The organism is Microbacterium sp., from assembly GCF_049661145.1.
Lineage (GTDB): Bacteria > Actinomycetota > Actinomycetes > Actinomycetales > Microbacteriaceae > Microbacterium.
The window spans coordinates 24,278-50,345 of record NZ_JBASZT010000336.1 but is presented as its reverse complement, the minus strand read 5'-3'; the positions used below and the strand labels follow the sequence as shown (position 1 = coordinate 50,345).

The 26,068-nt window shown below is 68.6% G+C and carries 27 protein-coding genes; 10 read left to right on the top strand and 17 right to left on the bottom strand.

The genetic code is table 11. The annotated features are described in order from the left end of the window. Both WBP48_RS14105 and miaB read right to left on the bottom strand, forming a co-directional pair. Positions 1-513, bottom strand: a 513-nt coding sequence (locus tag WBP48_RS14105; RefSeq protein ID WP_424441388.1) for a tRNA (adenosine(37)-N6)-dimethylallyltransferase, incomplete at its 3' end; no start/stop codon positions are given. A gap of 100 nt (positions 514-613) precedes the next feature. Further along, entirely contained in the window at positions 614-2,164 is a 1,551-nt protein-coding gene (miaB, locus tag WBP48_RS14100) for a tRNA (N6-isopentenyl adenosine(37)-C2)-methylthiotransferase MiaB (protein ID WP_424441387.1), read from the bottom strand. Between the two features lie 71 nt (positions 2,165-2,235). On the opposite strand from miaB, the gene WBP48_RS14095 reads away from it, so the two are divergent. The 5 genes from WBP48_RS14095 (at position 2,236) to WBP48_RS14075 (ending at position 7,288) form a co-directional block, all read left to right on the top strand. Beyond that, the gene (locus tag WBP48_RS14095) at positions 2,236-3,276 is read left to right on the top strand and encodes a LacI family DNA-binding transcriptional regulator (protein ID WP_424441386.1); all 1,041 of its coding nucleotides are present in this window, start codon (positions 2,236-2,238) and stop codon (positions 3,274-3,276) included. A gap of 166 nt (positions 3,277-3,442) precedes the next feature. Continuing rightward, the gene (locus WBP48_RS14090; RefSeq protein ID WP_424441385.1) at positions 3,443-4,822 is read left to right on the top strand and encodes an APC family permease; all 1,380 of its coding nucleotides are present in this window, start codon (positions 3,443-3,445) and stop codon (positions 4,820-4,822) included. 19 nt (positions 4,823-4,841) lie between these two features. Beyond that, positions 4,842-6,473: an amidohydrolase gene (locus WBP48_RS14085; protein ID WP_424441384.1), complete on the top strand. Its 1,632-nt coding sequence runs from the start codon at positions 4,842-4,844 to the stop codon at positions 6,471-6,473. A gap of 117 nt (positions 6,474-6,590) precedes the next feature. Next, entirely contained in the window at positions 6,591-7,085 is a 495-nt protein-coding gene (locus WBP48_RS14080) for a DUF2975 domain-containing protein (RefSeq protein WP_424441383.1), read from the top strand. Beyond that, entirely contained in the window at positions 7,085-7,288 is a 204-nt protein-coding gene (locus WBP48_RS14075; protein ID WP_424441382.1) for a helix-turn-helix domain-containing protein, read from the top strand. The genes WBP48_RS14080 and WBP48_RS14075 overlap by 1 nt, the downstream gene beginning before the upstream one ends. Before the next feature lie 115 nt (positions 7,289-7,403). Here the strand turns inward: WBP48_RS14075 and WBP48_RS14070 are convergent, their stop codons facing one another. The 9 genes from WBP48_RS14070 to WBP48_RS14030 all read right to left on the bottom strand — a co-directional run bounded on the left by WBP48_RS14070 (position 7,404) and on the right by WBP48_RS14030 (position 15,217). Further along, a complete protein-coding gene (locus WBP48_RS14070; RefSeq protein WP_424441381.1) occupies positions 7,404-7,754 on the bottom strand; it encodes a hypothetical protein in 351 nt (116 codons plus the stop codon). Positions 7,755-7,797: 43 nt separating this feature from the next. Further along, positions 7,798-8,571, bottom strand: a complete 774-nt coding sequence (locus WBP48_RS14065; protein ID WP_424441380.1) for a regulatory protein RecX — start codon at positions 8,569-8,571, stop codon at positions 7,798-7,800. Next, positions 8,571-9,623 carry a recombinase RecA gene (gene recA / locus WBP48_RS14060; protein ID WP_424441379.1) on the bottom strand — a complete coding sequence of 351 codons (1,053 nt, stop codon included), beginning with the start codon at positions 9,621-9,623 and terminating at the stop codon, positions 8,571-8,573. Before recA ends, WBP48_RS14065 begins: the two co-directional genes overlap by 1 nt. Positions 9,624-9,996: 373 nt before the next feature. Next, positions 9,997-10,221: a DUF3046 domain-containing protein gene (locus WBP48_RS14055; protein ID WP_424441378.1), complete on the bottom strand. Its 225-nt coding sequence runs from the start codon at positions 10,219-10,221 to the stop codon at positions 9,997-9,999. Position 10,222: 1 nt separating this feature from the next. Beyond that, positions 10,223-10,543 (bottom strand): helix-turn-helix domain-containing protein, encoded by a 321-nt coding sequence (locus tag WBP48_RS14050; RefSeq protein ID WP_424441377.1) that lies wholly within the window; start codon positions 10,541-10,543, stop codon positions 10,223-10,225. A gap of 179 nt (positions 10,544-10,722) precedes the next feature. Then, positions 10,723-11,268: a CinA family protein gene (locus WBP48_RS14045; RefSeq protein WP_424441376.1), complete on the bottom strand. Its 546-nt coding sequence runs from the start codon at positions 11,266-11,268 to the stop codon at positions 10,723-10,725. Next, positions 11,265-11,867: a CDP-diacylglycerol--glycerol-3-phosphate 3-phosphatidyltransferase gene (pgsA, locus tag WBP48_RS14040; protein ID WP_424441375.1), complete on the bottom strand. Its 603-nt coding sequence runs from the start codon at positions 11,865-11,867 to the stop codon at positions 11,265-11,267. The genes WBP48_RS14045 and pgsA overlap by 4 nt, the downstream gene beginning before the upstream one ends. A 37-nt stretch (positions 11,868-11,904) precedes the next feature. After that, positions 11,905-14,646 (bottom strand): DNA translocase FtsK 4TM domain-containing protein, encoded by a 2,742-nt coding sequence (locus tag WBP48_RS14035; protein WP_424441374.1) that lies wholly within the window; start codon positions 14,644-14,646, stop codon positions 11,905-11,907. Positions 14,647-14,722: 76 nt separating this feature from the next. Then, on the bottom strand, positions 14,723-15,217 hold the full coding sequence (locus WBP48_RS14030) for an N-acetyltransferase family protein (RefSeq protein ID WP_424441373.1): 495 nt from the start codon (positions 15,215-15,217) through the stop codon (positions 14,723-14,725). A 307-nt stretch (positions 15,218-15,524) separates the two neighbouring features. Between WBP48_RS14030 and WBP48_RS14025 the strand changes: the two genes are divergently transcribed. After that, entirely contained in the window at positions 15,525-16,499 is a 975-nt protein-coding gene (locus WBP48_RS14025) for a hypothetical protein (protein ID WP_424441372.1), read from the top strand. A gap of 217 nt (positions 16,500-16,716) precedes the next feature. Here WBP48_RS14025 and WBP48_RS14020 read toward each other — a convergent pair whose 3' ends face one another. The 5 genes from WBP48_RS14020 to WBP48_RS14000 form a co-directional block, all read right to left on the bottom strand. Then, entirely contained in the window at positions 16,717-18,393 is a 1,677-nt protein-coding gene (locus WBP48_RS14020) for a ribonuclease J (protein ID WP_424441371.1), read from the bottom strand. A 55-nt stretch (positions 18,394-18,448) separates the two neighbouring features. Then, the gene (dapA, locus tag WBP48_RS14015) at positions 18,449-19,426 is read right to left on the bottom strand and encodes a 4-hydroxy-tetrahydrodipicolinate synthase (protein WP_424441370.1); all 978 of its coding nucleotides are present in this window, start codon (positions 19,424-19,426) and stop codon (positions 18,449-18,451) included. A gap of 69 nt (positions 19,427-19,495) precedes the next feature. Beyond that, entirely contained in the window at positions 19,496-20,251 is a 756-nt protein-coding gene (locus tag WBP48_RS14010; RefSeq protein ID WP_424441369.1) for an SDR family NAD(P)-dependent oxidoreductase, read from the bottom strand. A gap of 57 nt (positions 20,252-20,308) precedes the next feature. Continuing rightward, the gene (locus WBP48_RS14005; RefSeq protein WP_424441368.1) at positions 20,309-20,809 is read right to left on the bottom strand and encodes a dihydrofolate reductase; all 501 of its coding nucleotides are present in this window, start codon (positions 20,807-20,809) and stop codon (positions 20,309-20,311) included. Then, entirely contained in the window at positions 20,806-21,633 is an 828-nt protein-coding gene (locus WBP48_RS14000) for a thymidylate synthase (RefSeq protein WP_424441367.1), read from the bottom strand. Before WBP48_RS14000 ends, WBP48_RS14005 begins: the two co-directional genes overlap by 4 nt. 97 nt (positions 21,634-21,730) lie before the next feature. On the opposite strand from WBP48_RS14000, the gene WBP48_RS13995 reads away from it, so the two are divergent. Continuing rightward, positions 21,731-22,177: a TlpA family protein disulfide reductase gene (locus WBP48_RS13995; protein ID WP_424441366.1), complete on the top strand. Its 447-nt coding sequence runs from the start codon at positions 21,731-21,733 to the stop codon at positions 22,175-22,177. A 146-nt stretch (positions 22,178-22,323) separates the two neighbouring features. On the opposite strand, the gene WBP48_RS13990 is transcribed toward WBP48_RS13995, so the two are convergent. Beyond that, positions 22,324-22,764 (bottom strand): SIP domain-containing protein, encoded by a 441-nt coding sequence (locus WBP48_RS13990; protein ID WP_424441365.1) that lies wholly within the window; start codon positions 22,762-22,764, stop codon positions 22,324-22,326. 106 nt (positions 22,765-22,870) lie between these two features. Here WBP48_RS13990 and WBP48_RS13985 point away from each other — a divergent pair, with 106 nt between their 5' ends. From WBP48_RS13985 to WBP48_RS13975, 3 genes are all read left to right on the top strand, one after another. Continuing rightward, positions 22,871-24,247: an MmgE/PrpD family protein gene (locus WBP48_RS13985; RefSeq protein WP_424441364.1), complete on the top strand. Its 1,377-nt coding sequence runs from the start codon at positions 22,871-22,873 to the stop codon at positions 24,245-24,247. A gap of 45 nt (positions 24,248-24,292) precedes the next feature. After that, a complete protein-coding gene (locus tag WBP48_RS13980) occupies positions 24,293-25,126 on the top strand; it encodes a phosphosulfolactate synthase (RefSeq protein WP_424441363.1) in 834 nt (277 codons plus the stop codon). Positions 25,127-25,201: 75 nt separating this feature from the next. Next, positions 25,202-26,056: an L-threonylcarbamoyladenylate synthase gene (locus WBP48_RS13975; RefSeq protein WP_424441362.1), complete on the top strand. Its 855-nt coding sequence runs from the start codon at positions 25,202-25,204 to the stop codon at positions 26,054-26,056. Positions 26,057-26,068 lie beyond the last annotated feature (12 nt).

The window sequence follows — 26,068 nt, the reverse complement described above, 5'->3', positions numbered from 1 at the left end:
CTCCAGGGCCCGCACGATCCGGCGGCCGTTGCGGGGGTCGATACGCGCGGCCGTCGCCGGATCGGCCTGCCGCAGCCGTTCGTACAGGGCGCCGGCACCGACCCGCTCCAGCTCCGCTTCCAGTTCGGCGCGCAACCCGTCGTCGCGCGGCGGAAAGCGGAAGTCGTAGATCACGCTCGACACGTACAGGCCGGAGCCGCCGACGAGGATGGCGTCCGCGCCGCGGGCGTGGATCTCGCCGATCGCGGTGCGCGCGGCATCCTGGTACCAGGCCACCGCCGCCTCGTCGGTCACCTCCAGGACGTCGAACAGGTGGTGCGGGATGCCGCGGCGCTCGGCCACCGGGAGCTTCGCCGTGCCGATGTCCATTCCCCGATAGAGCTGCATCGCGTCGGCGTTCACGATCTCGGCGTCGCGGCCGCGGTTGCGCAACGCCTCGGCGAGCCGTAGCGAGAGGTCGGTCTTGCCGGTGCCGGTCGCCCCGACGATCGTCCAGAGCTGCGGATCACTCACAGTGATCTGGCCGCTTTGCGGACGCGGCGGGTCGAAACGCTCCCCATCGGCTGGCTGCGTTTCGACTCGGCCTTCGGCCTCGCGGGGCGACCGGAGCCGATCAAGGCCCGACGCGCAGGGTGGGGATGCCGAGGCCCACGGCTCGCGGGGCGCCCGCGGTTCCGGCGGTTGCGGGGACGGCGCAGGACTCGGCCTGCGCGCGATCCCAGGCATCGCCGGCACGGGTGCGGCGGATGGCGAGCGGCGCGCCATCGGTGCTGTCGGCCAGCAGGTGGAAGGGAGCGGCATGGGTGACAGTCACCGAGACGACATCACCCGGGCGTGGGACGGCGCCGGCGACCGGCAACTCGAAATGCACGAGCCTGCCGTCCTCGGCACGGCCGGTGAGGCGGTGCGTCTCGGCATCCTTCTTGCCCTCGCCGGCCGACACCAGCACCTCGACGCGTCGGCCGAGCTGGCGCTGGTTCTCCTCCAGGCTGATCCGGTCCTGCAGGGCGACGAGACGCTCATACCGTTCCTGCACGATGGCCTTCGGTACTTGATCGGGCATCGTCGCAGCGGGCGTGCCCTCGCGGATGGAGTACTGGAAGGTGAACGCGCTCGAAAAACGCGCCTGCTCGACGACGCACAGCGTGTCCTCGAAGTCCTCGTCGGTCTCGCCGGGGAAGCCGACGATGATGTCGGTCGTGATGGCCGCGTGCGGCATCCTGGCGCGCACACGGTCCAGGATGCCGAGGAACCGCGCGCTCCGGTACGACCTGCGCATCGCCTTGAGGATGCGGTCCGATCCTGACTGCAGCGGCATGTGCAGCTGCGGCATGACGGCGCCGGTCTCGGCCATCGCGTCGATGACGTCGTCGGTGAAGGCGGCGGGGTGCGGGCTCGTGAAGCGGATGCGCTCCAGACCGGGAATCTCGCCGGCGGCGCGCAGCAGCTTGCCGAAGGCCTGGCGGTCGCCGAACTCGACGCCGTAGCTGTTGACGTTCTGGCCGAGCAGGGTCACCTCGATCGCGCCGTCGTCGACGAGCAGCCGGATCTCGTTCAGGATGTCGCCGGGACGCCGGTCCTTCTCCTTGCCCCGCAGGTGCGGGACGATGCAGAACGTGCACGTGTTGTTGCAGCCGACCGAGATCGACACCCAGCCGCTATAGACGGAGTCGCGCTTGGTGGGCAGAGTGGACGGGAAGACTTCGAGCGATTCGAGGATCTCGAGTTCCGCGTCACCGTTGTGCCGGGCGCGTTCCAGCAGGCCGGGGAGGGAACCCATGTTGTGGGTGCCGAACACGACGTCGACCCAGGGGGCTTTGTCGAGCACGGCATCCTTGTCCATCTGGGCGAGGCATCCGCCGACCGCGATCTGCATGCCCTCGTGCTTGTCCTTGCGGCTCTTCAGGTGCCCCAGCGTGCCGTACAGCTTGCCGGCGGCGTTGTCGCGCACGGCGCACGTGTTGATGACGATGATGTCCGCCTCTGCCCCGGCATCCGCCCGCACGTAGCCCGCGCTCTCGAGCGAGCCGGACAGGCGCTCGGAGTCGTGGACGTTCATCTGGCAGCCGAAGGTGCGCACTTCGTAGGTGCGCACACGGCCGCCTTCGGCGACGGCCGCCGACGACGGCGCGATCAGCGTGGATGCGGCGGACGGAGAGGTCATGATGCGTGCCATTCTACGAGTACGCGCCGCACGCTGCGCCGGCCGCGAGAACCGGGCGATAGGTTCGTTCCATGCACGATCACCGAGCAGTGACGCTGCAGGACATCGCCGACCGCGTCGGGGTCACCCGCTCGACCGTCTCCAACGCCATCACGGGCAATGGGCGCGTGTCCGAGAGCATGAAAGAGCACGTGCTCGCCGTCGCCCGCGAACTCGGGTACCAGCCGAACACCCTCGCGCGGCGGCTCCGAGGGTCGCGGACCGGAATCATCGCACTGCGCCTACCACGACACACGAGCAGTATGTCGTACTACATGGAGGCGACCTTCGGGGTGGTCGAGGAGGCCGAGCGCAGCGGAATGGTGGTTTCGCTGATCCCCGCGGACGTACGTCCCGGAAACCTGCAGCGTCTGCACGCGGACGGGGTCGTCCTGCTCGACCCGGACGCCGACGACCCGTCGGCACACGCGATGCTGACGGGGACGCTCCCTGTCGTCACGGGCGAACCCGTACCGCCGGGTCTTCCCCCGGGACGCGCGGCGGTGGTGAGCGATCACCGGGCGGCAGTCGCCGAGCTGATGGATCATCTCGCCGAGCGCGGCGCCCGCCGCCCCGCGCTGGTCTCCCCCGAGGTCCGGTCCCACTGGGCGATCTCGGTGCGAAGCGCGTTCGAGCGGTGGTGCCGGGACAACGACACGGTCGGTCAGGTCCTACCCATTCGGCATCCCGCACCACCCGACGAGGTCCGCGCTGCCGTTGCGGAGTTGCTGCGCGCGAGCGCGTCGCCCGTGGACGCGATCGTGGCGGGCTCCGATGGCGTCGTCCTCAACGTGGTCACCGGCGCGGAACAGGCCGGCCGGCGGGCGGGGACGGATCTGCTCGTGGCCACGGTCGTGGACTCCGACATTCTGCGGTTCACGAACCCCCCGATCACCGCACTCGACCTCCGCGCGCGAGAATTCGGCCGCCGATGCGTGCAGGCGCTTCGTACCGTCCTCGAGTCCGGCGATGCGGCGGAGCCGGCGCCGTACTTCCAGGACGTCGTCCCGATCGCGCTCTGCCGACGGGAGTCGACGTCGCGACTGTTACGAGGTTGTAAACACGACCACTGAGTCGGCCACGTGCGCTTGCCTGTGCGATGTCGGCGTTGCTAGCTTGCGCTTTATCGATATAGCACTCCGGTCCGGTCACGAGTGAGCACCTTTCGCGATCGCCCCGATGAACCGTCATCCCCTCCGCGACATCCGGTGCCTCAGCGCCGTGTGAGAGGAGCAAGCCATGGCCCATCCCGCACCCGACGCATCGCTCCCCCGTCCGACCCAGGGCGCCCCCGAGGCCACGGCGGGGAACTTCAAGCGCGTACTGGGCGTTCCGTCACTCGTCCTGTTCGGTCTCGTCTACATGGTGCCGCTCACGGCGTTCACAACCTACGGAATCGTCACGCAGCTGACCGGCGGTCGCGTCGCGCTGTCGTACATCATCACGCTCGTCGCGATGGTGTTCACGGCGCGCTCCTACGCGCGGATGACGGTCGCCTACCCGTATGCGGGATCGGCCTACGTCTACACTCAGCAGAGCTTCGGCGGCGCGGTCGGTTTCCTCACCGGCTGGTCACTGCTGCTCGACTACCTCTTCCTCCCGATGATCAACTACCTGATCCTCGGCCTCTATCTGAGCAGCGCCTTTCCGGTGATCCCACCGTGGGTGTGGATCCTGGCGTCCATCCTGTTGGTCACGGCGCTCAACATCATCGGCATCAGGTCCATCGCCCGGGCGAACTTCGTGATCGTCGCCGTGCAGACGATCTTCATCGTGGTGTTCGTTGCCCTCTCCATCGCGGCAGCTGTCGGCAACGGCGTCGACCCGATGCTTCCGTTCCGCGGCGACGGCTCCGCGGACGGGGTCGGGCTGCTGTTCGCGGGCGCCGCCATCCTGTGCTTGTCGTTCCTCGGATTCGATTCGATCTCGACGCTGGCAGAAGAAGCGAAGCAGCCCACGCGATCCGTGCCGCGCGCCATCATGATCGTCACGGTCTCGGCGGGCCTCATCTACATCCTGCTGTCCTACCTCGCCCAGATCGCCTACCCGTCCAACGTCTTCGGATCGGTCGACACGGCCTCTCTCGATGTCGTGGCCTCGCTCGGCGGGCAGTGGCTGTCGACCCTGTTCATCAGCGGGTTCATCGCCGGTGCCCTCGGGTCCGCCCTGACCTCGCAGGCGTCGGTGTCCCGCATCCTGTTCGCGATGGGGCGCGACGGCGTGCTGCCGCGACCCGTGTTCGGACACCTCAGCACACGGTTCGGCACGCCGGTCTTCGCGATCCTGATCGTCTCGGCGGTCTCGCTCCTCGCGCTCGTGCTCGATCTCGAATTGCTCGCCAGCATGATCAGTTTCGGCGCGCTCATCGCGTTCTCGTTCGTGAATCTCTCCGTCGTCAAGCACTACTTCGTCGACCTGAAGGAGCGCGCGGGGTGGGGTGTCCTGAACAATGTGGTGCTGCCCTGCATCGGGCTCGCGCTGACCCTCTGGCTGTGGACCAACCTGGCACCGACGACGTTCGTCATCGGCCTGTCGTGGGCTGCTGTCGGGTTCGTGATCCTGCTCGTCATCACACGTGGGTTCCGGCGCCCGACGCCCACGCTGGACCTCGCAGAGTGACCCACCGAGGAGCAGACAGATGACAACAGCGGATACCGTCGTCAGGGCCGCTCGGGTTCATACGATGCACGAAGGCTCGGAGCACGTCGACGCCATCGCGATCGCGGGCGGGCGAATCATCGGGACCGGACGCTTCGCCGAGCTCGCGCACGTCGTCGGGTCCCACACCGAGGTCTTCGAGTTCGCGGCTGCGACGATCGTGCCCGGACTCAACGACTCGCACATGCATCCGATCTACAGCCTCAGCGTCGCCCGCGGCACGTCGCTCGTCGGCGTGACCACCTACGACGGGCTGCGCGAAGCGCTCGAGCGAGGGCGCGACGAGCAGCGGGAGAACGAGTGGTCCTTCGCGTGGGGCCTCGACCCCAATGCATTCGAAGGGCGTCCACTGAACAACGACCTCCTGCGGGACGTGTTCGGCGACGAACGCCCTGTCTACGTCAAGATGTTCGACGCGCACGGCGCGTTGGCTTCGGATGCCGCGCTCGCCCGGGCGGGGATCACTGAGCCGTCCAGGTCGAGCGACGGCGCGACGGTCGTCGACGACGGCACCGGTCGGCCGTCGGGGTTGCTGCTGGAGTTTCCCGCCATGGATCGCGTGGAGGCAGTGATACCGACGCCGACCTTCGAGAGCCGCACCCGGCAGTTGCGGGCACTCCTCGGCGACATCGCCGCGCTCGGCATCACGTCGGCACACGTCATGGACCTGAAGGACGACGACGCGCTGGATCTGCTGCGCGCGATCGAGGCCGACGGCGAACTGTCGGTGAGACTGCGTCTGTCGCCGTGGTGCGAACCGTCCACCACCGACGACGACATCGCTCGGCTCGTCGCCCTTCAGGGCACGGGCGGGCGCCGCTTCCGGGTGGAAGGCGTGAAGTTCTTCATCGACGGCACCGTCGAAGGCGGAACCGCCTGGCTCGACACACCGGATGCCGACGGGCAATGCCTGACGGCGACGTGGAGCGACCACGACGCCTATGTCTCTCGCATCCGGCTGTTCCACGACCGGGGCATCCCGACCACGACGCACGCGATCGGGGAACGGGGGATCCGCTTCGCCGCCGAGACGCTCGCCGCCCTCCCCCCGGGCGCACCGGGAGCGCCGCAACACCGCATCGAGCACCTCGAGTCGGCGGACGATGACACGATCGCGCTCCTGAGCGCCCATGGCATCGCCGCAAGCATGCAGCCGACGCACTGCACGCACTTCGTGCGCGCGGACGGCAGCGACGACTGGTCGAGGCGTCTCGGACCCGAGCGTGCAGCCCACGCGTGGCGAACCGGCGACATCCGCCGGGCAGGGGTCACACTGGCACTCGGATCCGACTGGCCGGTCGCGGGATTCGACCCGTGGGCGATCATGGCCGCGGCACAGCTGCGGCGGCCGGCGGAACGACCCAGCATGCCACCCGTCGGTTTCGATCAGGCCCTCGCGGCTCACCAGGCGCTGGAGGGCTACACGACGCACGCGCATTCCTCCGTCGGATCAGCAGGTGGAACGCTGGCAGTGGGAGCCCCCGCCGACCTTGTCGTCATCGACGTCGACCCGCTGTCGGCGGCACCCGAGGACATGGCACGGGCACGGCCGCTTCTCACGTTGCTCGAGGGCATCCCGACCTACGCCGCGCCCTCGCACGCGCCCGCCTGAGCGTCGTCGAGCCGGGGCCTTCGCTCGGAGATGCCACCGAGCGGAGGCAGATGCGCTCGCCCGCACCGTCGACTGCATCTATTGACATTCGATAGATCATCGATCGATAATCGATATATGATCGTCACTTTCCCCCGACCGTCGCGCACCGTCGTCCTCGTGACGCAGGTTCTCCTGGGCGCGCTGTTCCTCGTCGGCGTCGCCGCGCTGGCGTTCCTGCCCGGCTTGTCCGCCGATGTCGCCGACGGCCTGCCCGAGTACGCCGACCTGCGCTCGCCCCTGCTCGCACTCGCGATCGCCGTCACGATCCTCGGCACGCTCGCGCTCGGGATGGTGATGCTCCTCGTTCGCCGGATCTCCCGCGGGACCGTGTTCGCGCGCTCGTCCCTGCTCTGGGTCGATGTCGTCGTCGCCTGCCTCTTGTGCGCTGCCTTGCTCGTCGCCTTCGGCTTCATCGTGATCAGCAACGGACAAGCGGGGAGTCCCTTCCTCGCGCTCGCGCAGGTGTTGGCATGCCTGGGGCTCGCGACCCTCGCCAGCATCCTGGTCGTGCTCCGGTCACTGCTCGGACAGGCCATCGCGCTCCGCGAAGAGCTGGACGAGGTCGTCTGATGGCAATCCGCATCTCGATCGACCAGTTGCTCGCCGAACGCCGGATGAGCGTGGGGGACTTCGCCGAGGCGATCGGCATCACTCCGGCGAATGTCGCAGTGCTCAAGAACGGCCGCGCCAAGGCCGTGCGGTTCTCGACGCTCGATGCGATCTGCCGCGTGCTGCAGTGCCAACCCGGTGACGTGCTGCACTTTGACACCTGACGAGGACACTTGACGAGGACACCCGACGAGGACACCCGACGAGGACACCCGACGAGACAGAGCCGCCGGCTCGAGACAGAGTTCGATACGCGGCCCCGGCTGCCGGTGGCCGCGCTCAGTCCGAGTGGGTCGCGGCCGGGCGGTCCAAACCCGCGAACGGCGCCGATGCCGAAGCGAACGCCTCGCGATCTGCGGCCGCGATCGTCTGGATGCCGCAGAACAGTGAGATGCCCGCCACTAGAGACTCGTACTTCTGCGCGTCGGCGAGCGCATCCTCATCGAGGGTCACATCCTGCACCGTGATCGTCAGAAATTCACCGCGCGAGTAGTAGTCGGTGTACTGCAGCCAGCGCGCACGAGCAATCCCCTCGGCGCTGTCGTCGTCCTTCGTCGGGCCGAGCTCGCGGTGTGCAGTCTGTCGGCCTCCGCGACAGTGATCATCCGTTAGCACTGGCACTGTTGCCATGTGCTACTCGTCGCACCTCTCTTCGCCGTCCTCCAGGAAGCAGTCACTCGAAGTGCACGGAGCGACGCGCCGGGACGAACTCGTCGAGGGCCTGACGCGCCGCCGAGAGTGCGGTCGGACCGTAGCCTCGGCGGGCCAGCTGGCCGGCGAGCCTGCGAAGGGCGACCTCGCGATCGAGCCCGGCCATGGCCCTCGCCTTGGACCGTGCGAACTCGAGCGCGCGATCAGCGTCGTCGTCGGGAAACTCCGCGAGGGCCGCATCTATGGTCTCGCGGGGGATGCCGCGCTGGGCGAGTGTCTGCGCCAGCGCCTGCCTGCCCTGACCCTTGCGGGTCGTGCCGGTGTGGATAAGCTGCTCCGCCAGTCGCGCGTCATCGAGGTAGCCGTGACCACGCATTCCCACGACGAGCGTCTCGACGGTGTCGTCGCTGAGATCGTGCTCGCGCAGCGCTCCGCGCGCCTCGCGTTCGGAGAGCGAACGCGTCCGCAGCTTCTTCAGCAGCGCCTGCTCGGCGCATGCAGCGAGGTCGACCTCGTCGGCGGGCAGGGACGGAGCCTGGTCCGCGGCCTCCTCGGCCCAGGTCGTGTGCCAGTTCGCGGTGTCGTGTTCGGGGTGCGAACGGGATCTCGATACACCCGCGCTGCGCGCGGGCACTCGATCACCGGTCGGGGAAGCACCGCTGCGCGCAGGCACGTGGTCGCCGGTGGGGGACTGCGGCGCTTCGACTCGCTGCGCTCGGGGGGCGCGCGGAGCGTCCCCGAAGAGCGGGATGACGGGGGCGAGGTCGCCCCCGTCATCGTTGTTGCCCGAGGGCATCACGCGGGGCGGCGGGAGGCCAGGTCGGCGACGGGTGCCGCCTCGACGACCTTGGGCTGGCCGATGCCGAGCTTCTGCTTGATCTTGGTCTCGATCTCCGCGGCGATGTCGTCGTTCGTGATCAAGAAGTTGCGCGCATTCTCCTTGCCCTGACCGAGTTGCTCGCCGTCGTAGGTGTACCAGGAGCCCGACTTCTTGACGATGCCGTGCTCGACGCCGAAGTCGATGAGCGACCCTTCGCGCGAGATGCCGACGCCGTACAGGATGTCGAACTCGGCTTGCTTGAACGGCGGCGCCATCTTGTTCTTGACGACCTTGACGCGGGTGCGGTTGCCGACGGCATCCGTCCCGTCCTTGAGGGTCTCGATACGGCGGATGTCGAGTCGCACCGACGCATAGAACTTCAGCGCCTTGCCACCGGCGGTGGTCTCGGGTGATCCGAAGAACACGCCGATCTTCTCGCGAAGCTGGTTGATGAAGATCATCGTCGTGTTGGTCTGGTTGAGGCCACCGGTGAGCTTGCGCAGCGCTTGCGACATGAGACGCGCCTGCAGACCGACATGGGAGTCGCCCATCTCACCCTCGATCTCGGCCTTCGGCACGAGGGCCGCGACGGAGTCGATGACGACGAGGTCGATCGCCCCGGACCGGACGAGCATATCGGCGATCTCGAGCGCCTGCTCCCCCGTGTCGGGCTGCGATACGAGTAGCTGGTCGATGTCGACACCGAGCTTCTGCGCGTAGTCGGGGTCGAGTGCGTGCTCGGCATCCACGAACGCGGCGATGCCGCCCGCGCGCTGCACGTTGGCGATCGCGTGGAGGGTCAGCGTCGTCTTGCCGGAGGACTCCGGTCCGTAGATCTCGACGATGCGCCCGCGCGGCAGCCCGCCGACGCCGAGGGCGACGTCGAGCGCGATGGAACCGGTCGGGATGACCTCGACCGGCGCACGCTCGTCGGAACCCAGTCGCATGACCGAGCCCTTTCCGAACTGGCGGTCGATCTGGGCGAGGGCCGATTCGAGGGCCTTCTCGCGGTCGGCTGGTGAGGGCATGACGTGCTCCTTGGGTCGCGGTTCCGTCGCCTGTAGGCTGTCGCGCTCCCTCCCGGCGGGATGGATGCTACGACAAGGCGGAGGTGTCGTGATGACTCGGTTCACGTTAGGGACGGCCTCCGACATCGGTCGGCGCTGCCGCCCCTTCTGTGGATAAGTTCCTCGTGACACCTCTTGTGGAGGAGCCTATGCGCGTGTCGAACAAAACTACGACGACACGCCGCCTCTCGATACACCGCGCCTCCGGCACGGCATTCGACGACCGGTGGGGACCGGGGCAGCGCAACGGCGACTTGCCGGGTCTTGTCGCCTCGGCACCGTCGATCCGACCGAAGACGGCAAGTCGAGGTGAGGCGCGCCCGCGCACGCGGCGTCAGCGCTTGCGAGGCTCCAGCAGGCCGACGCCATGGCGGCGCGACTCGGGCACGTCCATCTCGGCGCACAGCGCGAGCCAGATCTCCCGCGGCTCCAGCCCGTCGGCGAGCGCCTGTGCCGCGGTGCGATCATCCAGCGGCGCGAGCACGAGATCGGCGATCAGCGCGGCGCCGCGCCCGCCGAATTCGGCATCGACGGCGCGTGCGAACTCGCTGCGCCGCACGTCAGCGCAACGACAACTCGGGCTCGATCATCCCATCGCTGAGCACGGCGAGGTCGTCGGGCAGGACATCGGGGAAGACCTGCAGACCCTCGAGCACGGAGATACGGTCACCCACTTCGCGCATGATGGTCGAGATGGGCACATCCAGCGCCTCCGCCACCGAGGCGAGGATCTCGCTCGAGGCTTCTTTCTGCCCCCGCTCGACCTCGCTGAGGTAGCCGAGCGCCACGCTGGCGCGGCCAGCAACCTGACGGAGCGTACGGCCCTTCTGCAGGCGGAAGTCGCGCAGGACTTCGCCGATTTCTTGACGAACCAGGATCATCTCGGGCCCCCTCCTCCAGTGACGCCTCGGTCGAAAACCGTGCCCAGGATGGACAACAGTACCTGACTTGCTCGCAACGATAGACCTCTCGCGCTGGGGAATGCTTGGGAATCACTCATACGTAACCGCATCGACACAGACGGTATTCCCCCCGTCATACGAGACGGCGCACGCGGGGCTCACAGTGCATCCAGGGCCAGTCGAATAGCACGCGCGGCGGATTCGGCGCGGACGAGGTCGCGGTCGCCGTCCAGGTGCAGCGACTCCACCCGAGAACCGAGCGTGGTCGAGACCGCGATATGCACCGTGCCGACCGGCTGTCCGTCCGCCGAGACAGGCCCGGCAATGCCTGTCGTGGCGATGCCGACGTCCGCCGGAATGCCGTCGCGGCCGAGGAGCCGACGGACACCGTCCGCCATCTGGCGGGCGACCCGAGGATGCACCGGCCCGTGCGCCGCCAGCAGAGTCTCATCCACGCCGAGCACGCTCGCCTTGACGTCGGTGGCGTAGGCGACGACACCGCCGCGCAGCACCTTCGATGCTCCGGAGACCGACACAATGGATGCCGCCACGAGCCCACCCGTGAGCGACTCGGCGACAGCGACGGTCCACCCGAGTTCGACCAGCCGCTTCACGAGCCGCTCGGGGTCGGATCGACGCCCTCCGGAGACCAGGGTGTTCTCCAGTTCGTCGGGAAGCTCCGACGGCGGCTGGAACGGTGTCATGCGCGGCTACCCCCGGCATCCGTCGCCCGCGTCGCACGCGCGCCGCGGACCTCGGTGAGGACGTAGTCGATGCCACTGGCCACAGTGAGGATCACGGCGATCCACATCGTCGCAGTATTGACGACGTGGATCCACTCCCCCACAACCGTCCACAGCGGCAACAGCGCGAGCGACAAGGCGACAGCCTGAGCAACCGTCTTGAGCTTGCCCATCCACGCCGCGGCGACGACGTGGGTGCTGGCGACGACGAGCCGATGGACCGTGATGCCGACCTCGCGCACGAGGACGAGGATCGTTACCCACCACGGCAGCTCGGCGAGGATCGACAGACCCACGAACGCGCAACCGGTCAGCGCTTTGTCGGCGATAGGGTCGAGAAGCTTGCCGAGGTCGGTGACGATCTCGTACTTGCGAGCAAGGTACCCGTCGATGCCGTCCGTCGCGATCGCGACGATGAACAGGACCGCCGCCCACCAGCGCAGAGGGCCATCGACGCCGCCATCGGCCAGCAGCATCCAGAGGAAGATCGGCGCACAGAAGATACGCACGATCGTGATCGCGTTGGGGAGCTGCCTCGGGATCTGTCGCTGGATCGCCACGAGCCGAGCCTACCGGCGCGGGGCCCGTCATACCCCGTCAGTCGCGGCCGGTCAGCCCCCAGGCGTCCTCGGAGCCCTCGTCGCCGCTGACGACGTCGTGACCCCCGTACTGGGCCTCGACGGCATCCGGCCCGTAGGGATCGGGGGCGGATGCCGTGGGCGCCGCGGGCGGTGGATCGTCGCCGCGCAGCCGCGCCAGCACTTCGGGAAGCTGGTCGGGCGTCACGAGCACGTCCCGGGCCTTCGACCCCTCGGACGGACCGACGATTTCGCGCGACTCGAGCAGGTCCATCAGGCGCCCGGCCTTCGCGAAGCCCACGCGGAGCTTGCGCTGCAGCATCGAGGTCGACCCGAACTGGGTGGAGATGATCTGCTCCGCCGCCGCGAGCAGCAGGTCGAGGTCGTCGCCGATGTCGGCGTCGATCTCCTTCTTCTCGGCCACCGCCGCGACGTCGGCGCGGTACTCCGGCCGCGCCTGGTTCTTGACGTGATGGACGACCTTCTCGATCTCGCTCTCGGCGACCCACGCGCCCTGCACGCGCAACGCCTTCGACGCCCCCATCGGCAGGAACAGGCCGTCGCCCTGCCCGATGAGCCGGTCGGCGCCGGGCTGGTCGAGGATGACGCGCGAGTCGGTCACGCTCGTCACGGCGAATGCGAGCCGTGAGGGCACGTTCGCCTTGATGAGGCCCGTGACGACGTCGACCGAGGGACGCTGCGTCGCGAGCACGAGGTGGATGCCGCTCGCGCGCGCGAGCTGTGTGATCCGGACGATCGAGTCCTCCACGTCGCGGGGGGCGACCATCATGAGGTCGGCCAACTCATCGACGACGACGAGCAGGTACGGATAGGGCTTGAGCACCCGCTCGCTGCCGACGGGCAGCTGGATCTCGCCCGCGACGACGGCGCGGTTGAAGTCGTCGATGTGACGGAATCCGAACGAGGCGAGATCGTCGTACCGCATGTCCATCTCCTTCACGACCCACTGCAGCGCCTCGGCGGCCTTCTTGGGATTCGTGATGATGGGGGTGATCAGATGCGGCACGCCGGCGTAGCTCGTCAGTTCGACGCGCTTGGGATCGATGAGGACCATCCGCACTTCGGACGGCTTCGCGCGCATGAGGAGCGAGGTGATCATGGAGTTCACGAAACTCGACTTGCCCGAACCGGTGGAGCCGGCCACGAGCAGGTGGGGCATCTTCGCGAGGTTCGCGACGACGTAGCCGCCCCCGACGTCCTTGCCGACCCCGATCGTCATGGGATGCGTCTGCGAAGTCGCCGCCTGCGAGCGCAGCACGTCGCCGAGCGTGACGATCTCGCGGTCGGTGTTGGGGATCTCCACGCCGATCGCGCTCTTGCCGGGGATCGGCGCGAGGATGCGTACCTCGTTGGATGCCACGGCATACGCGATGTTGTTGGTCAGCGCCGTGATGCGCTCGACCTTGACTCCCGGGCCGAGCGCGATCTCGTACTGCGTGACCGTCGGGCCGCGCGAGAATCCCGTCACGCGCGCATCGACCCCGAACTGCTCGAAGACGCCCGTGATCGCTGCGACGACACGATCGTTGGCCTCGGAGCGCGCCTTCGCGGGAGCGCCCTGCGCCAGAGAGGTCGCGGCCGGAAGGCGGTACGGCGCCTGCGGCGGACGGCCGTCGTGGTCGTCACCGAGGGCGGAGATCCCCGGCAGGATCCCGTCGTCCACGACGATCTCGCCGCTGTCCTCGCGGATGCCGGTGCGCCCTCGCCCTGCGGCCCGCTTGGCACTCGCGATGACGGCCGGATCGATGACCTCGGTCGCAGCGTCCGGCAGCGCGGGCGGCGGCGGTGGCGCGGGGATCGCCACCGCCTGGTCGAACCCACCGGCGGCGCTGGGGGCGAGCAGGGTCGTCAGGTCATCGGAGCCGAGCTGCCCGTCGGCATCCTCTTCGCGACCGGACTTGTTGCGGCGCCACCAGGGCAGACCCGGCTCCTTCTCGGCATCCTCCTGTTCTGCGGAGTTCGCCGCGCCAGCGCCGAAGGCGACGGTCGCCGCCGTCTCGGTCGCGGGAGTCGCGGGTTCGGGACGCTCCGCGCCGAACAGCCACGCATAGAGGTCGCCGAGGCGACGGCCGATGCGATTCGGCGGAGTCTTGGTGATGATGAGGACGCTCAGCAAGGTGAGGATGCCGAGCACGATGTACGCGCCGATGTCCGTGAGCAAGGTGAGCGGCTCCCCGAGAAGCCAGCCGAAGACACCGCCGGCGTCACTCAACCCGAGCGCGCCGCCCCTGGGATGGGGGCGGCCGCCGGCGACATGGCAGAACCCGGCGAGAGAGAGGACGAACAGGCCGAAGCCGATGCCGATGCGCCCGTTGTCGTGCACGGACGGCGGATGCCGGAACAGCCACCCCGCCAACAGCAGCAGGAGCACCGGCATGACGAACGCGGCCCGTCCGACGAGAAAGCCGACGGTGTAGGCGCTCGCGTTGGTGCCGATCTCGGTGCCGATGAGGAACCACTCCACGGCGGCACCCGCGACCGCCAGCAGCACGAGGAGGAAGGGGAAGCCGTCGCGCCGCTGGTCCTTCTCGAGCGTCTCCGGGCCGAACGCCCGGAACATCCCCCCGGTCGCATGGGCGAGGCCGAGCCAGGCGCGGACCACGAGCGGCGGCTTGTCGACGTCATCGACGTAGCGCTTCGGCGGGGGCTCGGCCTTGCGGTCACGTTCGGTCCTCTGCGCACGCGGCGACGAACCCTTCGCGGACGCGCGGGCGTTCGTGGGCGTGCTCGATCGTGCCATTACTCCACGGTAGGCCGCGAGTACGACGTTTCCCTGGATTGACGCGGCCCCGGCATCCGAGCGCGGCCACGAGAGCTCACTGCAGGCGCTTGACCATCGTGTCGCGGCCGTGGCCGGGATCCGTCACGGCGAATCCTTCACTACGGTAGAGCGTCCGCGCGAAGTTGTCGTGTTCGACCGACAGACTGATGCGTCCGAACCCCTGCGTGCGGGCGTGGTCGCACAGGTGTTGCAGCAACGCCCGGCCCACACCCTGCGCCCGCCAGATCGGCCGAACGCCGATGATCAGCTCGGGCACTCCCGCACCGACGTAGCCGAAGCCTGCCTCGGTGGGCGGCAGCATCCGGTACCACGCGGCACCGATCGGCCGGTCCTGTGCATCGACGGCGACGTAGCCCGCATCCCCCGGGCGCATCCAGGCCATCACGTAGCGACCGTACTCCGGCTGCGCGAGCACGTCGTACCGGGGCCGCGCGCCGCCCTGCCGCCAGTTCGCCGCCTCGACGACCATGTCGCCGAGGAACGTCCCGTCCGCCTGCGTCGCGGGGCGGATGCCGAAGGTCGCGGCCATGCCCCGATGCTAGTCGAGCGCGCGTTGCCTCTCGGTCACGAACCCGCAACGCCCGCGGAGTCGCATGTGCCCGGATTGAGCTCGCCGTAGCGACCAGCTGCGACCCCGCGAGCGAGCGAGCGGCGGGCGTCTCTCCCACGGGGTCGCGTGTGGTCGGAATCAGGGCGGCGTAGCGACCACATGAGACCCCCTGGCGAGCGGCGCGGCCGTCGTCATCGCCTCCTCCCCAGCGGGAGGGTTGCGCGGAGTCTCCACATTCGGGGGTGCTCTTGCGTCGGCGTCCGCCGGGGCAAGGCAGGGTGAGGGGATGCCACGCACCCCCGCTCCCCTCCCTCACGGACTCGGCGACGCGTTCGCGACGAAGAACGCACTCGCTCGCGGCGCGACCCGCCGGCGACTTCGCGCGCGCGATCTCGAGGCCCCGTTCCACGGAGCACGCCGGCCCCGTCGCACGGCACCCCTGCATCCGGCTGACGATGAGCCGTTCGCACGCGACCGCGCCCAGCGCGACGAGACGATCCGCCGAGCGAGGGCGTATGCCGCCGTCATGCCCGACGGGGCATTCTTCGCCGGGCGCACGGCGCTCGCCCTCCGCGGGCTGCCGGTGACGACCGGCCCTGAACTCGAGGTCGCCGTCTTCTCGCCGCGGCGGGCACCCCGCGGACGGGGAATCCGGGGGCGCAGGATCGATCCGAAGCTCGCGCACGTCGAACTCGTCGAAGGGCTGCCCACGACGACGGTCGCGAGCGCCTGGGCGATGCTGGGAGGTGAGCTGTCGGTGCGTGAACTCATCATCCTCGGCGACGCCATCGTGCACGTTCCGCGTAACCGCGCTGGCACGCTGCAACCCGAACGCGCGTTCGCCACGATCGAGCAGCTGGCGCGCGCGATCGACGCCGGCATCCGTCGCGGCGCGCCGAAGCTGCGCGCAGCGCTGCCGAGGATCCGCGTCGGCAGCGCCTCTCCCGTCGAAACGGAGTTCCGCTTGGATGCCGAGGAGGCGGGCTTTCCGGCGCCGTTGCTCGACGTCGAGGTCTTCGACGCCCGAGGGCGGCGGATCGGCATCACCGAGGTCGTGTTCCCCGACCAGAAAGTGGCCGTCGAGGTCGAGGGCGATCACCATCGCAGCGACCCTGCGCAGTGGGAGCGTGACCTGGAGAAGTACGCCGCCTATGCGGATGCCGGGATCGAACCCGTCCGCGTCTCCGGCAAGCAGGTGCGGCGCCGCACCGCCGTCGAGCGCGTGCGGAGGGCCCTCATCAGGCGCGGTTGGAAGCCTTGAGGACCATGGGCTCGAGAGCTCGTGGCGACGCGTCCCCAGGCATCAGAGGGTCGCACATGGCCGCTACCGGGCGCGCAATCCGACCAAATGCGACCCCGCGAGCAGAACGCCCCGCAACCCGCCTCCCAGCGGGTCGCAGATGGCCGCCACAGCCAGCGCAATCCGACCAGATGCGACCCCGAGCGAGCGAGGGGCTGAACCAGCCGACAGCCGGAACCTACGCCTCGATCACGAGCGGCACGATCATCGGGCGGCGGCGCAGGGACTGGTTGACCCAGCGGCCGATCGTGCGGCGCACAACCTGCGACATCGCGTGCGTGTCGCGCACGCCCGACTGAGCGGCCTCGGCGAGCGCCGCGGCGATCTTCGGCTTGACGGCGTCGAACACGGCGTCCTGCTCCGCGAATCCGCGCGCGTGGATCTCGGGCCCGGTGATGATGCGGCCCGTCGCGGCATCCACGACGACGATCACGGAGATGAACCCCTCCTCGCCGAGGATGCGGCGGTCCTTGAGGTCGGCATCCGTGATCTCGCCGACCGTCGACCCATCGACGTAGACGAATCCGATGTCGTACTGCCCCGTGACGCGCGCCACCCCGCCCCTGAGGTCGATGACGGTGCCATTCTCGGCGAGGATCGTGTTCTCCGAGGGGATGCCGGTGTCTTGCGCGAGCCTCGCGTTGGCAGTGAGATGCCGGTACTCGCCGTGCACCGGAAGAACATTGCGGGGTTTGAGGATGTTGTAGCAGTACAGCAGCTCCCCCGCCGCCGCGTGCCCCGAGACGTGCACTTTCGCGTTGGCCTTGTGGACGACGTTCGCGCCGAGCTTCGTGAGCCCGTCGATGACGCGGTAGACGGCGTTCTCGTTGCCGGGGATGAGGCTGGATGCCAGGATCACGGTGTCCCCCGGCCCGGGCTCGATCGCGTGGTCGAGGTTCGCCATGCGGGAGAGCACCGCCATGGGCTCGCCCTGCGAGCCGGTCGACATGTACACGATGCGGTCGTCGGGAAGGTCCTGCGCCTTCTTGTAGTCGATCAGTACTCCGGCGGGCACCCGCAGGTAGCCGAGGTCCTCGGCGATCTGCATATTGCGCACCATCGACCTCCCGAGGAACGCGACGCGGCGCCCATTCTCGGCGGCCGCATCGATGACCTGCTGCACGCGGTGCACGTGACTCGAGAAGCTCGCGACGATGACACGGCGCGGCGCCTTCGCGATGACCTGGTCGAGCACGGGTCCGATCGCCCGCTCGAGCGGTGTGAACCCGGGGATGTCCGCGTTGGTCGAGTCGACGAGGAAGAGGTCGACTCCCTCCTCGCCCAGCCGTGCGAAGGCGCGCAGGTCGGTGAGTCGGCCGTCCAGTGGCAGCTGATCCATCTTGAAGTCACCCGTCGCGAGCACGAGACCCGCCGGGGTGCGGATGGCGACAGCGAGTGCGTCGGGGATCGAGTGGTTCACCGCGATGAACTCGAGGTCGAACGGGCCGATCTGCTCGCGCTGGCCCTCGGCGACCGTGAGCGAGTACGGCCTGATGCGGTGCTCCTTGAGCTTCGCCTCCACGAGCGCGAGCGTCAGCTGCGAGCCGATGAGGGGGATGTCGGCCTTGAGCCGCAGCAGGTACGGCACCGCGCCGATGTGGTCCTCGTGGCCGTGCGTGAGCACGAGCCCCACGACGTCGTCCAGCCGATGCTTGATCGGCTCGAAGTCGGGGAGGATGAGGTCAACGCCCGGCTGATGCTCCTCGGGGAAGAGCACGCCGCAGTCGACGATGAGGAGCTTGCCGCCGTACTCGAAGACGGTCATGTTGCGGCCGACCTCGCCGAGACCGCCGAGCGGGGTCACGCGCAGCACCCCGGATTCGAGAGCCGGCGGATCGTAGACGGTCGTGGGCATCGCGTGCCTTTCACCGGATGCCGACGGCATCCGTTCTTTCCATGCTGTTGCGGTCTCAGCGGGTCGTGCCGTGGACCTTGGGGAGGGCGCCGCCGGCGGCGGCGTTGCGGTCGGGCCGGAAGTTCGAGAAGTCGGCGCCGTCGACACCCTTCACGAGCGCCAGCTCGTCCTCGATGATCGCGGCCTCCCACTCCTCCGGCCCCACGAGGGGAAGGCGGACGCGGGGGCTCGAGATGCGGCCGAGGCCGTGGAGGATGTACTTCGCGCTGACGGTGCCGGGGACGTGCGTCATGACGGCGCGCACGAGCGGCTCGAGGCTCTTGTGCGCGGCCGTCGCCGCGGTCAGGTCGCCGCGATTGACGGCATCCACGATCACGCGATACGGAGCCGCCGCGATGTTCGCGGTGACACCGACGAGGCCGGACGCGCCGATCGCGAGGTGCGGAAGCACATTGGCATCGTCACCGGAGAAGTACATCAGGTCGGTCTGGTTGAGCACGCGGCTGACCTCGCTGAAGTCGCCCTTCGCGTCCTTGATCGCGAGGATGTTGGGGTGCTTGGCCAGGCGCAGGATCGTCTCGTACTTGATGGGCACGCCGGTGCGCCCCGGGATGTCGTAGAGAATGACCGGCAGGTCGGTCGCGTCGGCGACGAGGCGGAAGTGGGTCAGGATGCCGGCCTGCGTCGGCTTGTTGTAGTACGGCGTCACGATCATGATGCCGTCGGCGCCCGCCTTCTCGCTCGCTCTGTAGAGCTCGATCGCGTGGGCGGTCTCGTTCGAGCCGCCGCCCGTGATGATCTTGGCGCGCCCGGCGGCGACATCCTTGCCGACCTCGACGAGCCGCAGCTTCTCGGGGTCGGTGAGCGTGGAGGTCTCCCCCGTGGTCCCGGTCACGACGATGCCGTCGGCACCGGCGGTGATGACGTCGTCCATGTGCTTCTCGACCGCGGGCCAATCGACTTCGCCGTCGGCCGTCATCGGGGTGACGAGCGCGACGAGGACCTGTCCGAAGGGATTGCCCGTGTGCGTCATACTCCCAGGTTATCGGTTCGTCGGCGCATCGCCGGGTTGCCAGGGCCGAGGCGAGGCGAGCGCCGGAGCTCAGCGGCCGGTTCGCGCCACGCGCGCCACGAGGGGACCGGGCAGCATCCGCGCGACCGCGATGAGCGCCTTGTACCGCAGCGAGGGAATGGACACCGATCGGCCCCGCGCGGCATCCCTCAGTGCCTCGCGCACGACGGCGGGCGCCTCGAGCCACATGAGCCCGGGAACCCCCTCCTGGCCCGGCGGAAGCCCGAGCCGCTCGTGGAAGTTCGTGTGGACGAACCCGGGGCAGACGGCGGTGACCGTGACTCCGCGCGGAGCGTACGTCGCATTCGCCCAGCGGCTGAAGGAGATGATCCAGGCTTTGACCGCACCATACGTCCCGCGCGGGAGGAAGCCGGCGACCGAGGCGACGTTGATGATCCGGCCGCTGCCCCGCTCGAGCATCGGCCCGAGTGCGGCGTGCATGAGCCGCATCGTCGCGCGCACGTGCAGGTCGAGGTGCCGCTCCTCGTCGGCGACGTCGTTGCGCTCGAAGCGCAGGTCGAGGCCGAACCCGGCGTTGTTGACCAGCAGATCGACGGATGCCGCGACCCGCTCCTCGACACGCGCGAGCCCTTCAGGGGTGGTGAGATCCGCCACGAGCACCTCTACCCGGGCGCCGTGCTGCTCCCGCAGCCGGCCGGCCAGCTTCTCCAGGTCGCTCCCGCCCCGCGCGACGAGCACGAGGTCGGCATTCTTCGCCGCCAGCTGTCGCGCGAACTCCGCACCGAGACCCGAACTCGCGCCCGTCACCACCGCCGTTCTCGCCATCCCGCAACGCTACCCGCCCCCGCGCGGTCGCCGCGACGCGGATACCGCGAGAGCAGGTCAGGGGCGGATGAGGGTAAGGAAGCGGTAGGGCACTCCCGACCGCGACACCGCCCAGCCGTCCGCGGGGTCGATGCGGGCAACCCGCCAGTCCTCGCGCGCGGGGGCAAAGGTGTCGCCGTCGACCTCGAGGTCGAGCTCGGTCACCTCCAGCACGTCGGCGCGGCCGATCGCCTCGACGTACAGCACGCCGCCGCCGACCACCCAGGCTTCCGGCGTGTCGGCGACCAGCGCAAGGGCGTCGTCGAGGGAGCCGACACGCTCCGCACCGTCGTCCGACCAGTCGGCGGACCGAGTCACGACGATGTTGCGCCGGCCCGGCAGGGGCCGGAAGCGCGGGGGAAACGACTCCCACGTGAGCCGCCCCATGATCACCGGATGCCCCATGGTGACCGCGCGGAAGTGCGCCCCGTCCTCGGGCACGTGCCAGGGCATGCCGCCAGCGCTGCCGATGACCCCGCCGCGCGCCTCCGCCCAGATGAGTCCGAGCCGGGACGTCACACCGCCACCGCCGCCCGGATGGCCGGGTGGTGCTGGTAGTCCTCGAGCATGATGTCCTCGAACGTGTAGTCGAAGATCGAGTCAGGCTTGCGCGCGAAGCGCAGGGTGGGGTACGGGTACGGGTCGCGCGAGAGCTGCTCGCGCACCTGCTCGACGTGGTTGTCGTACACGTGGCAGTCGCCGCCGGTCCACACGAAGTCGCCGGGCTCCAGGCCGGTCTGCTGCGCGACCATCAGCGTCAGCAGGGCGTACGACGCGATGTTGAACGGCACCCCGAGGAACATGTCGGCGCTGCGCTGATACAGCTGACACGACAGCCGCCCGTCCGCGACGTAGAACTGGAACAGTGCGTGGCACGGCGCGAGCGCCATGTCGGGGATGTCGGCGGGGTTCCACGCCGACACGATGAGCCGGCGTGAGTCGGGGTTCGTGCGGATCTGTTCGATGACCTGGGAGATCTGATCGATGTGCCGGCCGTCGGGCGTCGGCCACGACCGCCACTGCACGCCATAGACCGGGCCGAGCTCGCCGTCGGCATCCGCCCACTCGTCCCAGATCGAGACACCGTGATCCTGCAGCCAGCGCACGTTCGACTCGCCGCGCAGGAACCACAGCAGTTCGTAGACGATCGACTTGAGGTGCACACGCTTGGTCGTGATGAGGGGAAAGCCCGCCGACAGGTCGAAGCGGATCTGCCGCCCGAACACGCTCGTCGTGCCGGTGCCGGTGCGATCGTCCTTGTGCACGCCGTCACGCAGTACCTCGGAGAGGAGGTCCTCGTACGGAGTGGGGACGAGGGGTGCGGATGCCGAGTGCGCGCTCATGACTGCCAGGCTACCGGCGAGCTGCGACACGCGGCGGTGTTACGTACGGCCCGCCACGCGGCGCTTCCGCCTCGACGCTCGACTATTGTGAGGGGCTGTGAATCTGTCGGACGCGATCCTCATCCTCGCCGCCCTTCTCGCGGCGACCGTCGGGCTCGGCGTCGTGCTGCGCTGGCAGCAGAACCGTCCGCGGCGGCAGAACCCCGCTGAGGTCGTCGAGCCGGAACGGCTGGGCGCCGCCGCGCTCGGCGAGCGCGCCACGCTGCTGCAGTTCAGCACCGAAAAGAGCACGCGCTGCCCCGCCGTGCACCGCACCCTCGGCGCGATCGCCGCCGACCACGACGGAGTGGTGCACCTCGACGTGGATCTGACGCATCGTCCCGACATCGCGAAGCACTTCCACGTGCTGCAGACGCCGACGACGCTCATCCTCGACCGCGACGGCGTGATCCAGACGCGGTTCGGCGGCACGCCGAGCCGGAGCGCCGTCGAGTTGGAGCTCGGTCGCATCACGCAGCCCGCACGAAAGGGTGCGCATGCCTGACGCCGGCAGGATCGACGCCCGCGGGCCGCGCTTCGCGGCCGCGATCACCGCCGCCCTGCTGCTGGTCACGACGTTCCTCGCGCTGACGGGCGACTCGACAGCGCGCTCCAGCGCAACCTTCGGATGGTTCCCCAGGCGCGCAGGGATCACGGGTGGCGCGGCTCGTCGAGGCACTGCTGCAGCCTGCGGTAGAAGTCACTGATGCGTTCGCCGGCCGAGCATCCGATCCACAACGCGTAGTCGTCTTCCCGGGTGCCGGACGCGTCGGGGTCACTGAGCACCGCGGGTTCTCGCGGCTCGCAGGGTTGCCACTCCGCGACCCAGGCCGAGATCGCCCGACTGGCGAGTTCGCCACGATGGGCCAGCGCGCCGATGCCGCGGGGGATGACGTCGAGGGCGCTGGTGGCGCGGTCACGGCACAACCAGGTGACCGAGACGTTCACCGGAGCCGGCAGGGCGCGGATCTGGATCGCGGTGGCCACCTCGACGTAGACCTGCCCGTACGTGTCGGCGGAAAGGCCGCGGAGCATCGCGCCGAGCGCGGGAAGATCGGCGCTGTCGCCGACGAGAAGGATGTGCGGGGGCATGAGCTTTCTCTTGACATCGAGATAAATCAGGCGTCTACTTGTTGATAAGGCTAGCCTAACCTAAGCGATATCGCGTTCTCTCTGTTCCTTTGGAAAGGACGCTCTCATGAGCACAGAAGTCTCTCGACTGGCCGCGTTCGCCGCGGCCGCCGAATTTGAGGATCTGAGCGTTGATGCGCTCGAGCAATTGAAGATCCGAGTTCTCGACACCGTGGGCGTCGCCATCGGCGCGCTGGATGCCGAACCGATCGTCGCGATCCGGGGGCTCATCGACGACCTGGGCGGCACGCCGGCATCCACCCTCATCGGTGGTGGCCGAACGGCGCCGGACCGTGCCGCGTTCTACAACTCCGCGCTGAGTCGCTATCTCGACTTCATGGATTCCTATCTCGCCAAGGGCGAGACCAATCACCCCTCCGACAATTTCGGCGCGGTGCTCGCCGCGGCCGAGTCGGTGCGAGCGAGCGGGCGGGAGTTGCTGACGGCGTTCGCCGTCGCCTACCAGGTGCACGCCCGGCTATCCGACGTCGCCCCGGTGCGTGCTCGCGGCTTCGACCACACGACGCAGGGCGCCTACGCAGCTGCAGCGGCGGCGGCCAAGGCGTTGCGTCTTCCCGCCGATCAGATCGCGAATGCCATCGCGATCGCGGGCACAGCCAACAATGCACTGCGGGTGACCCGCACCGGAAACCTCTCGCACTGGAAGGGGCTGGCCTACCCGCAGGTATCGAAGGAAGGCACCTTCGCCGCGCTGCTCGCCTCACGCGGGATCACGGGGCCCGAAGAGGTCTTCGAGGGCAACAAGGGCTTCAAGGAGTCGATTTCGGGGCCGTTCGAGATCGACTGGTCGACCGAGGACCTGGAGCGGGTACGGCGGTCGATCATCAAGAAGCACAACGCCGAGATCCACTCCCAGTCGGCACTCGACGCCGCCCAGGACGTCCGGTCCCAGGCGGGATTCGATCCCGCCACCATCACGAGCGTGAGCCTGCGCACCTTCGATGTCGCCTATTCGATCATCGGCGGCGGCGAGGAGGGCGACAAGCGCACTGTCCGCACGAAGGAGGAGGCGGACCACTCCTTGCCGTGGATGCTGGCGGTCGTCCTGCTGGACGGCGAGCTCAACCCGGCCCAGTACGCGCCGGAGCGCATCGTCTCGGACGACGTGCAGGCGCTGATGGAGAAGGTACGAATCGCCCCGGACGGCGCGTTCTCGGCCCGCTTCCCCGACGAGATGCCGGCCGAGCTCATCGTGACACTCGCAGACGGCACCGTACTGCGCTCGGTGCAGAGCTCGTACGAAGGTTTCCACGACAACCCGCTCTCGTGGGACGGCGCCCGGCGCAAGTTCGACGCGCTCACGACGCCGTTCACGACACCGCGGCTGCGTGACGAGATCGCCGACATCATCGCCGGCCTGGAAGACCACGCGGTCACCGACCTCACCGACGCGCTCGCCCGCGTCAGCACCACCCGCGCCTGACGCCGCGCACAAACACCCGCACCAACAACAAGGAACAGAAACGCCATGAGCAACGCCATCCCCTTCGACACCGCCTTCAACTTCGTCCCGCGCGCCTTCCGGCCGGAGAAGCCGCGGAGGTTCGGGATCACCGAGATCAGGGCCCCGTACTACGCCACGTTCGGCACCCGCCACCTACAGGACGTCTTCGATGTCGCAGGCAATTGGGTCGACGGCATCAAGTGGGCAGGCGGTTCGTTCGCCCTCGTTCCGCCGGAGCACGTGCGCGCGTTCAGCGATATCGCCCACGAGCACAACGCCTACGTGTCCTCCGGCGGATGGATCGAAACGGTCCTGCGCTACGGACCGGATGCCGTCGATCAGTACCTGAAGGAGGCCAAGGAGGCCGGTTTCGATGTCATCGAGATCTCGACCGGCTTCATCATGCTGCCGACATCCGGACTACTGCGGCTGGTCGAGAAGGTCGTCAAGGCGGGCCTGAAGGCGAAGCCGGAGCTCGGCATCCAGATCGGCTCCGGAGGAGACTCCGGCGAGGCGGAACTCGCGGCCGAGACCAAGAAGGACGTCGGCGACCTCATCGATCGGGCGAAGCAAGCGCTGGATGCCGGTGCCGAGATCATCATGATCGAGTCAGAGGGCATCACCGAGAACGTGACCGAGTGGAACACGGGCGCCGCAGCATCCATCATCAATGGCGTGGGGCTGGAGAACGTCATGTTCGAGGCGGCCGACGGCCCCGTGTTCGAGTGGTACGTCAAGAACTACGGCAACGAGGTCAACCTCTTCGTCGACCATTCGCAGATCCTTCAACTCGAGGGGCTGCGCCAGAACATCTGGGGCAACAAGTCCACGTGGGGCCGGGTCATCAACCCCGCCTGACTCCCTGAGAGCCCCGTGGGAGGTCGTAGCCAACACGGCCTCTCACGGCCGCCCCGATCACCCTGGAACAACACCATGTCGAACAGGACCGTCCCCGCCCCGACCCTCCCATGGAACGGCGACCTCCAGCACGAAGCCGTAGATCTGCTCCGCTCCGGTGGAAAGATCGTCGTCAGCCCCACCAAAGTCGGGTACATCATCGTCACAACGGACGCCGAGGGCCTGCGCCGCAAGTTCGAGGTCAAGAACCGGCCGCTCCGCAAACCCGGTGTCGTGCTGTGCGGATCGCTCGACCAGCTGGTCACGCTCGCCCAGACGACCGACGAGATTCTGGACTTCTACCGTGCGCACTGGCGGCAGGACGTGCTGCTCGGCTGCATCCTGCCGTGGACCCCGCATGGTCGCGCGCACATTCCCCCCGGCGCAGCGGACTACGTCATGGACGAACGCGCCACGAGTTGTTTCGTCGTGCGCTTCGGCATTCCCGGTGAGCGCATCGCCCGGGCACTCTGGGACGCAGATCACACGCTCCTCTTCGCCAGTTCCGCCAACCCCTCGGGTCAGCATTTCCAGTGGCGCTGCCGCGCCCTGGGGCGAGGAAGTCTGGCTCATGTCGCGAGACTTTCGCTTCAGGGCAATCGCGGCCGTGTCGACGGCATCGGCGATCGCATTGCGAGCGGTGCCGACCTCGTGATCGAGGCTGATGACTACGTGCGCTCCCTGCAGCCCGACACCGGAAACAGATACGAACAGGGCGTCATGGTCTCGTTCGTCGACGACGATGGTGAGCTCGTTCCCGAACAGCACGGGAGGCGCGGCATCCACCCCGCACCAGCCCTCATCCGGGGTGGCCTCTCACAAGATCGCATCGTCGCCGCTCTCGCCGCCCGGTTCCCGACGTGGGACTACCGGCACGGTCAGTACTACTGAGCGGGCGAACCC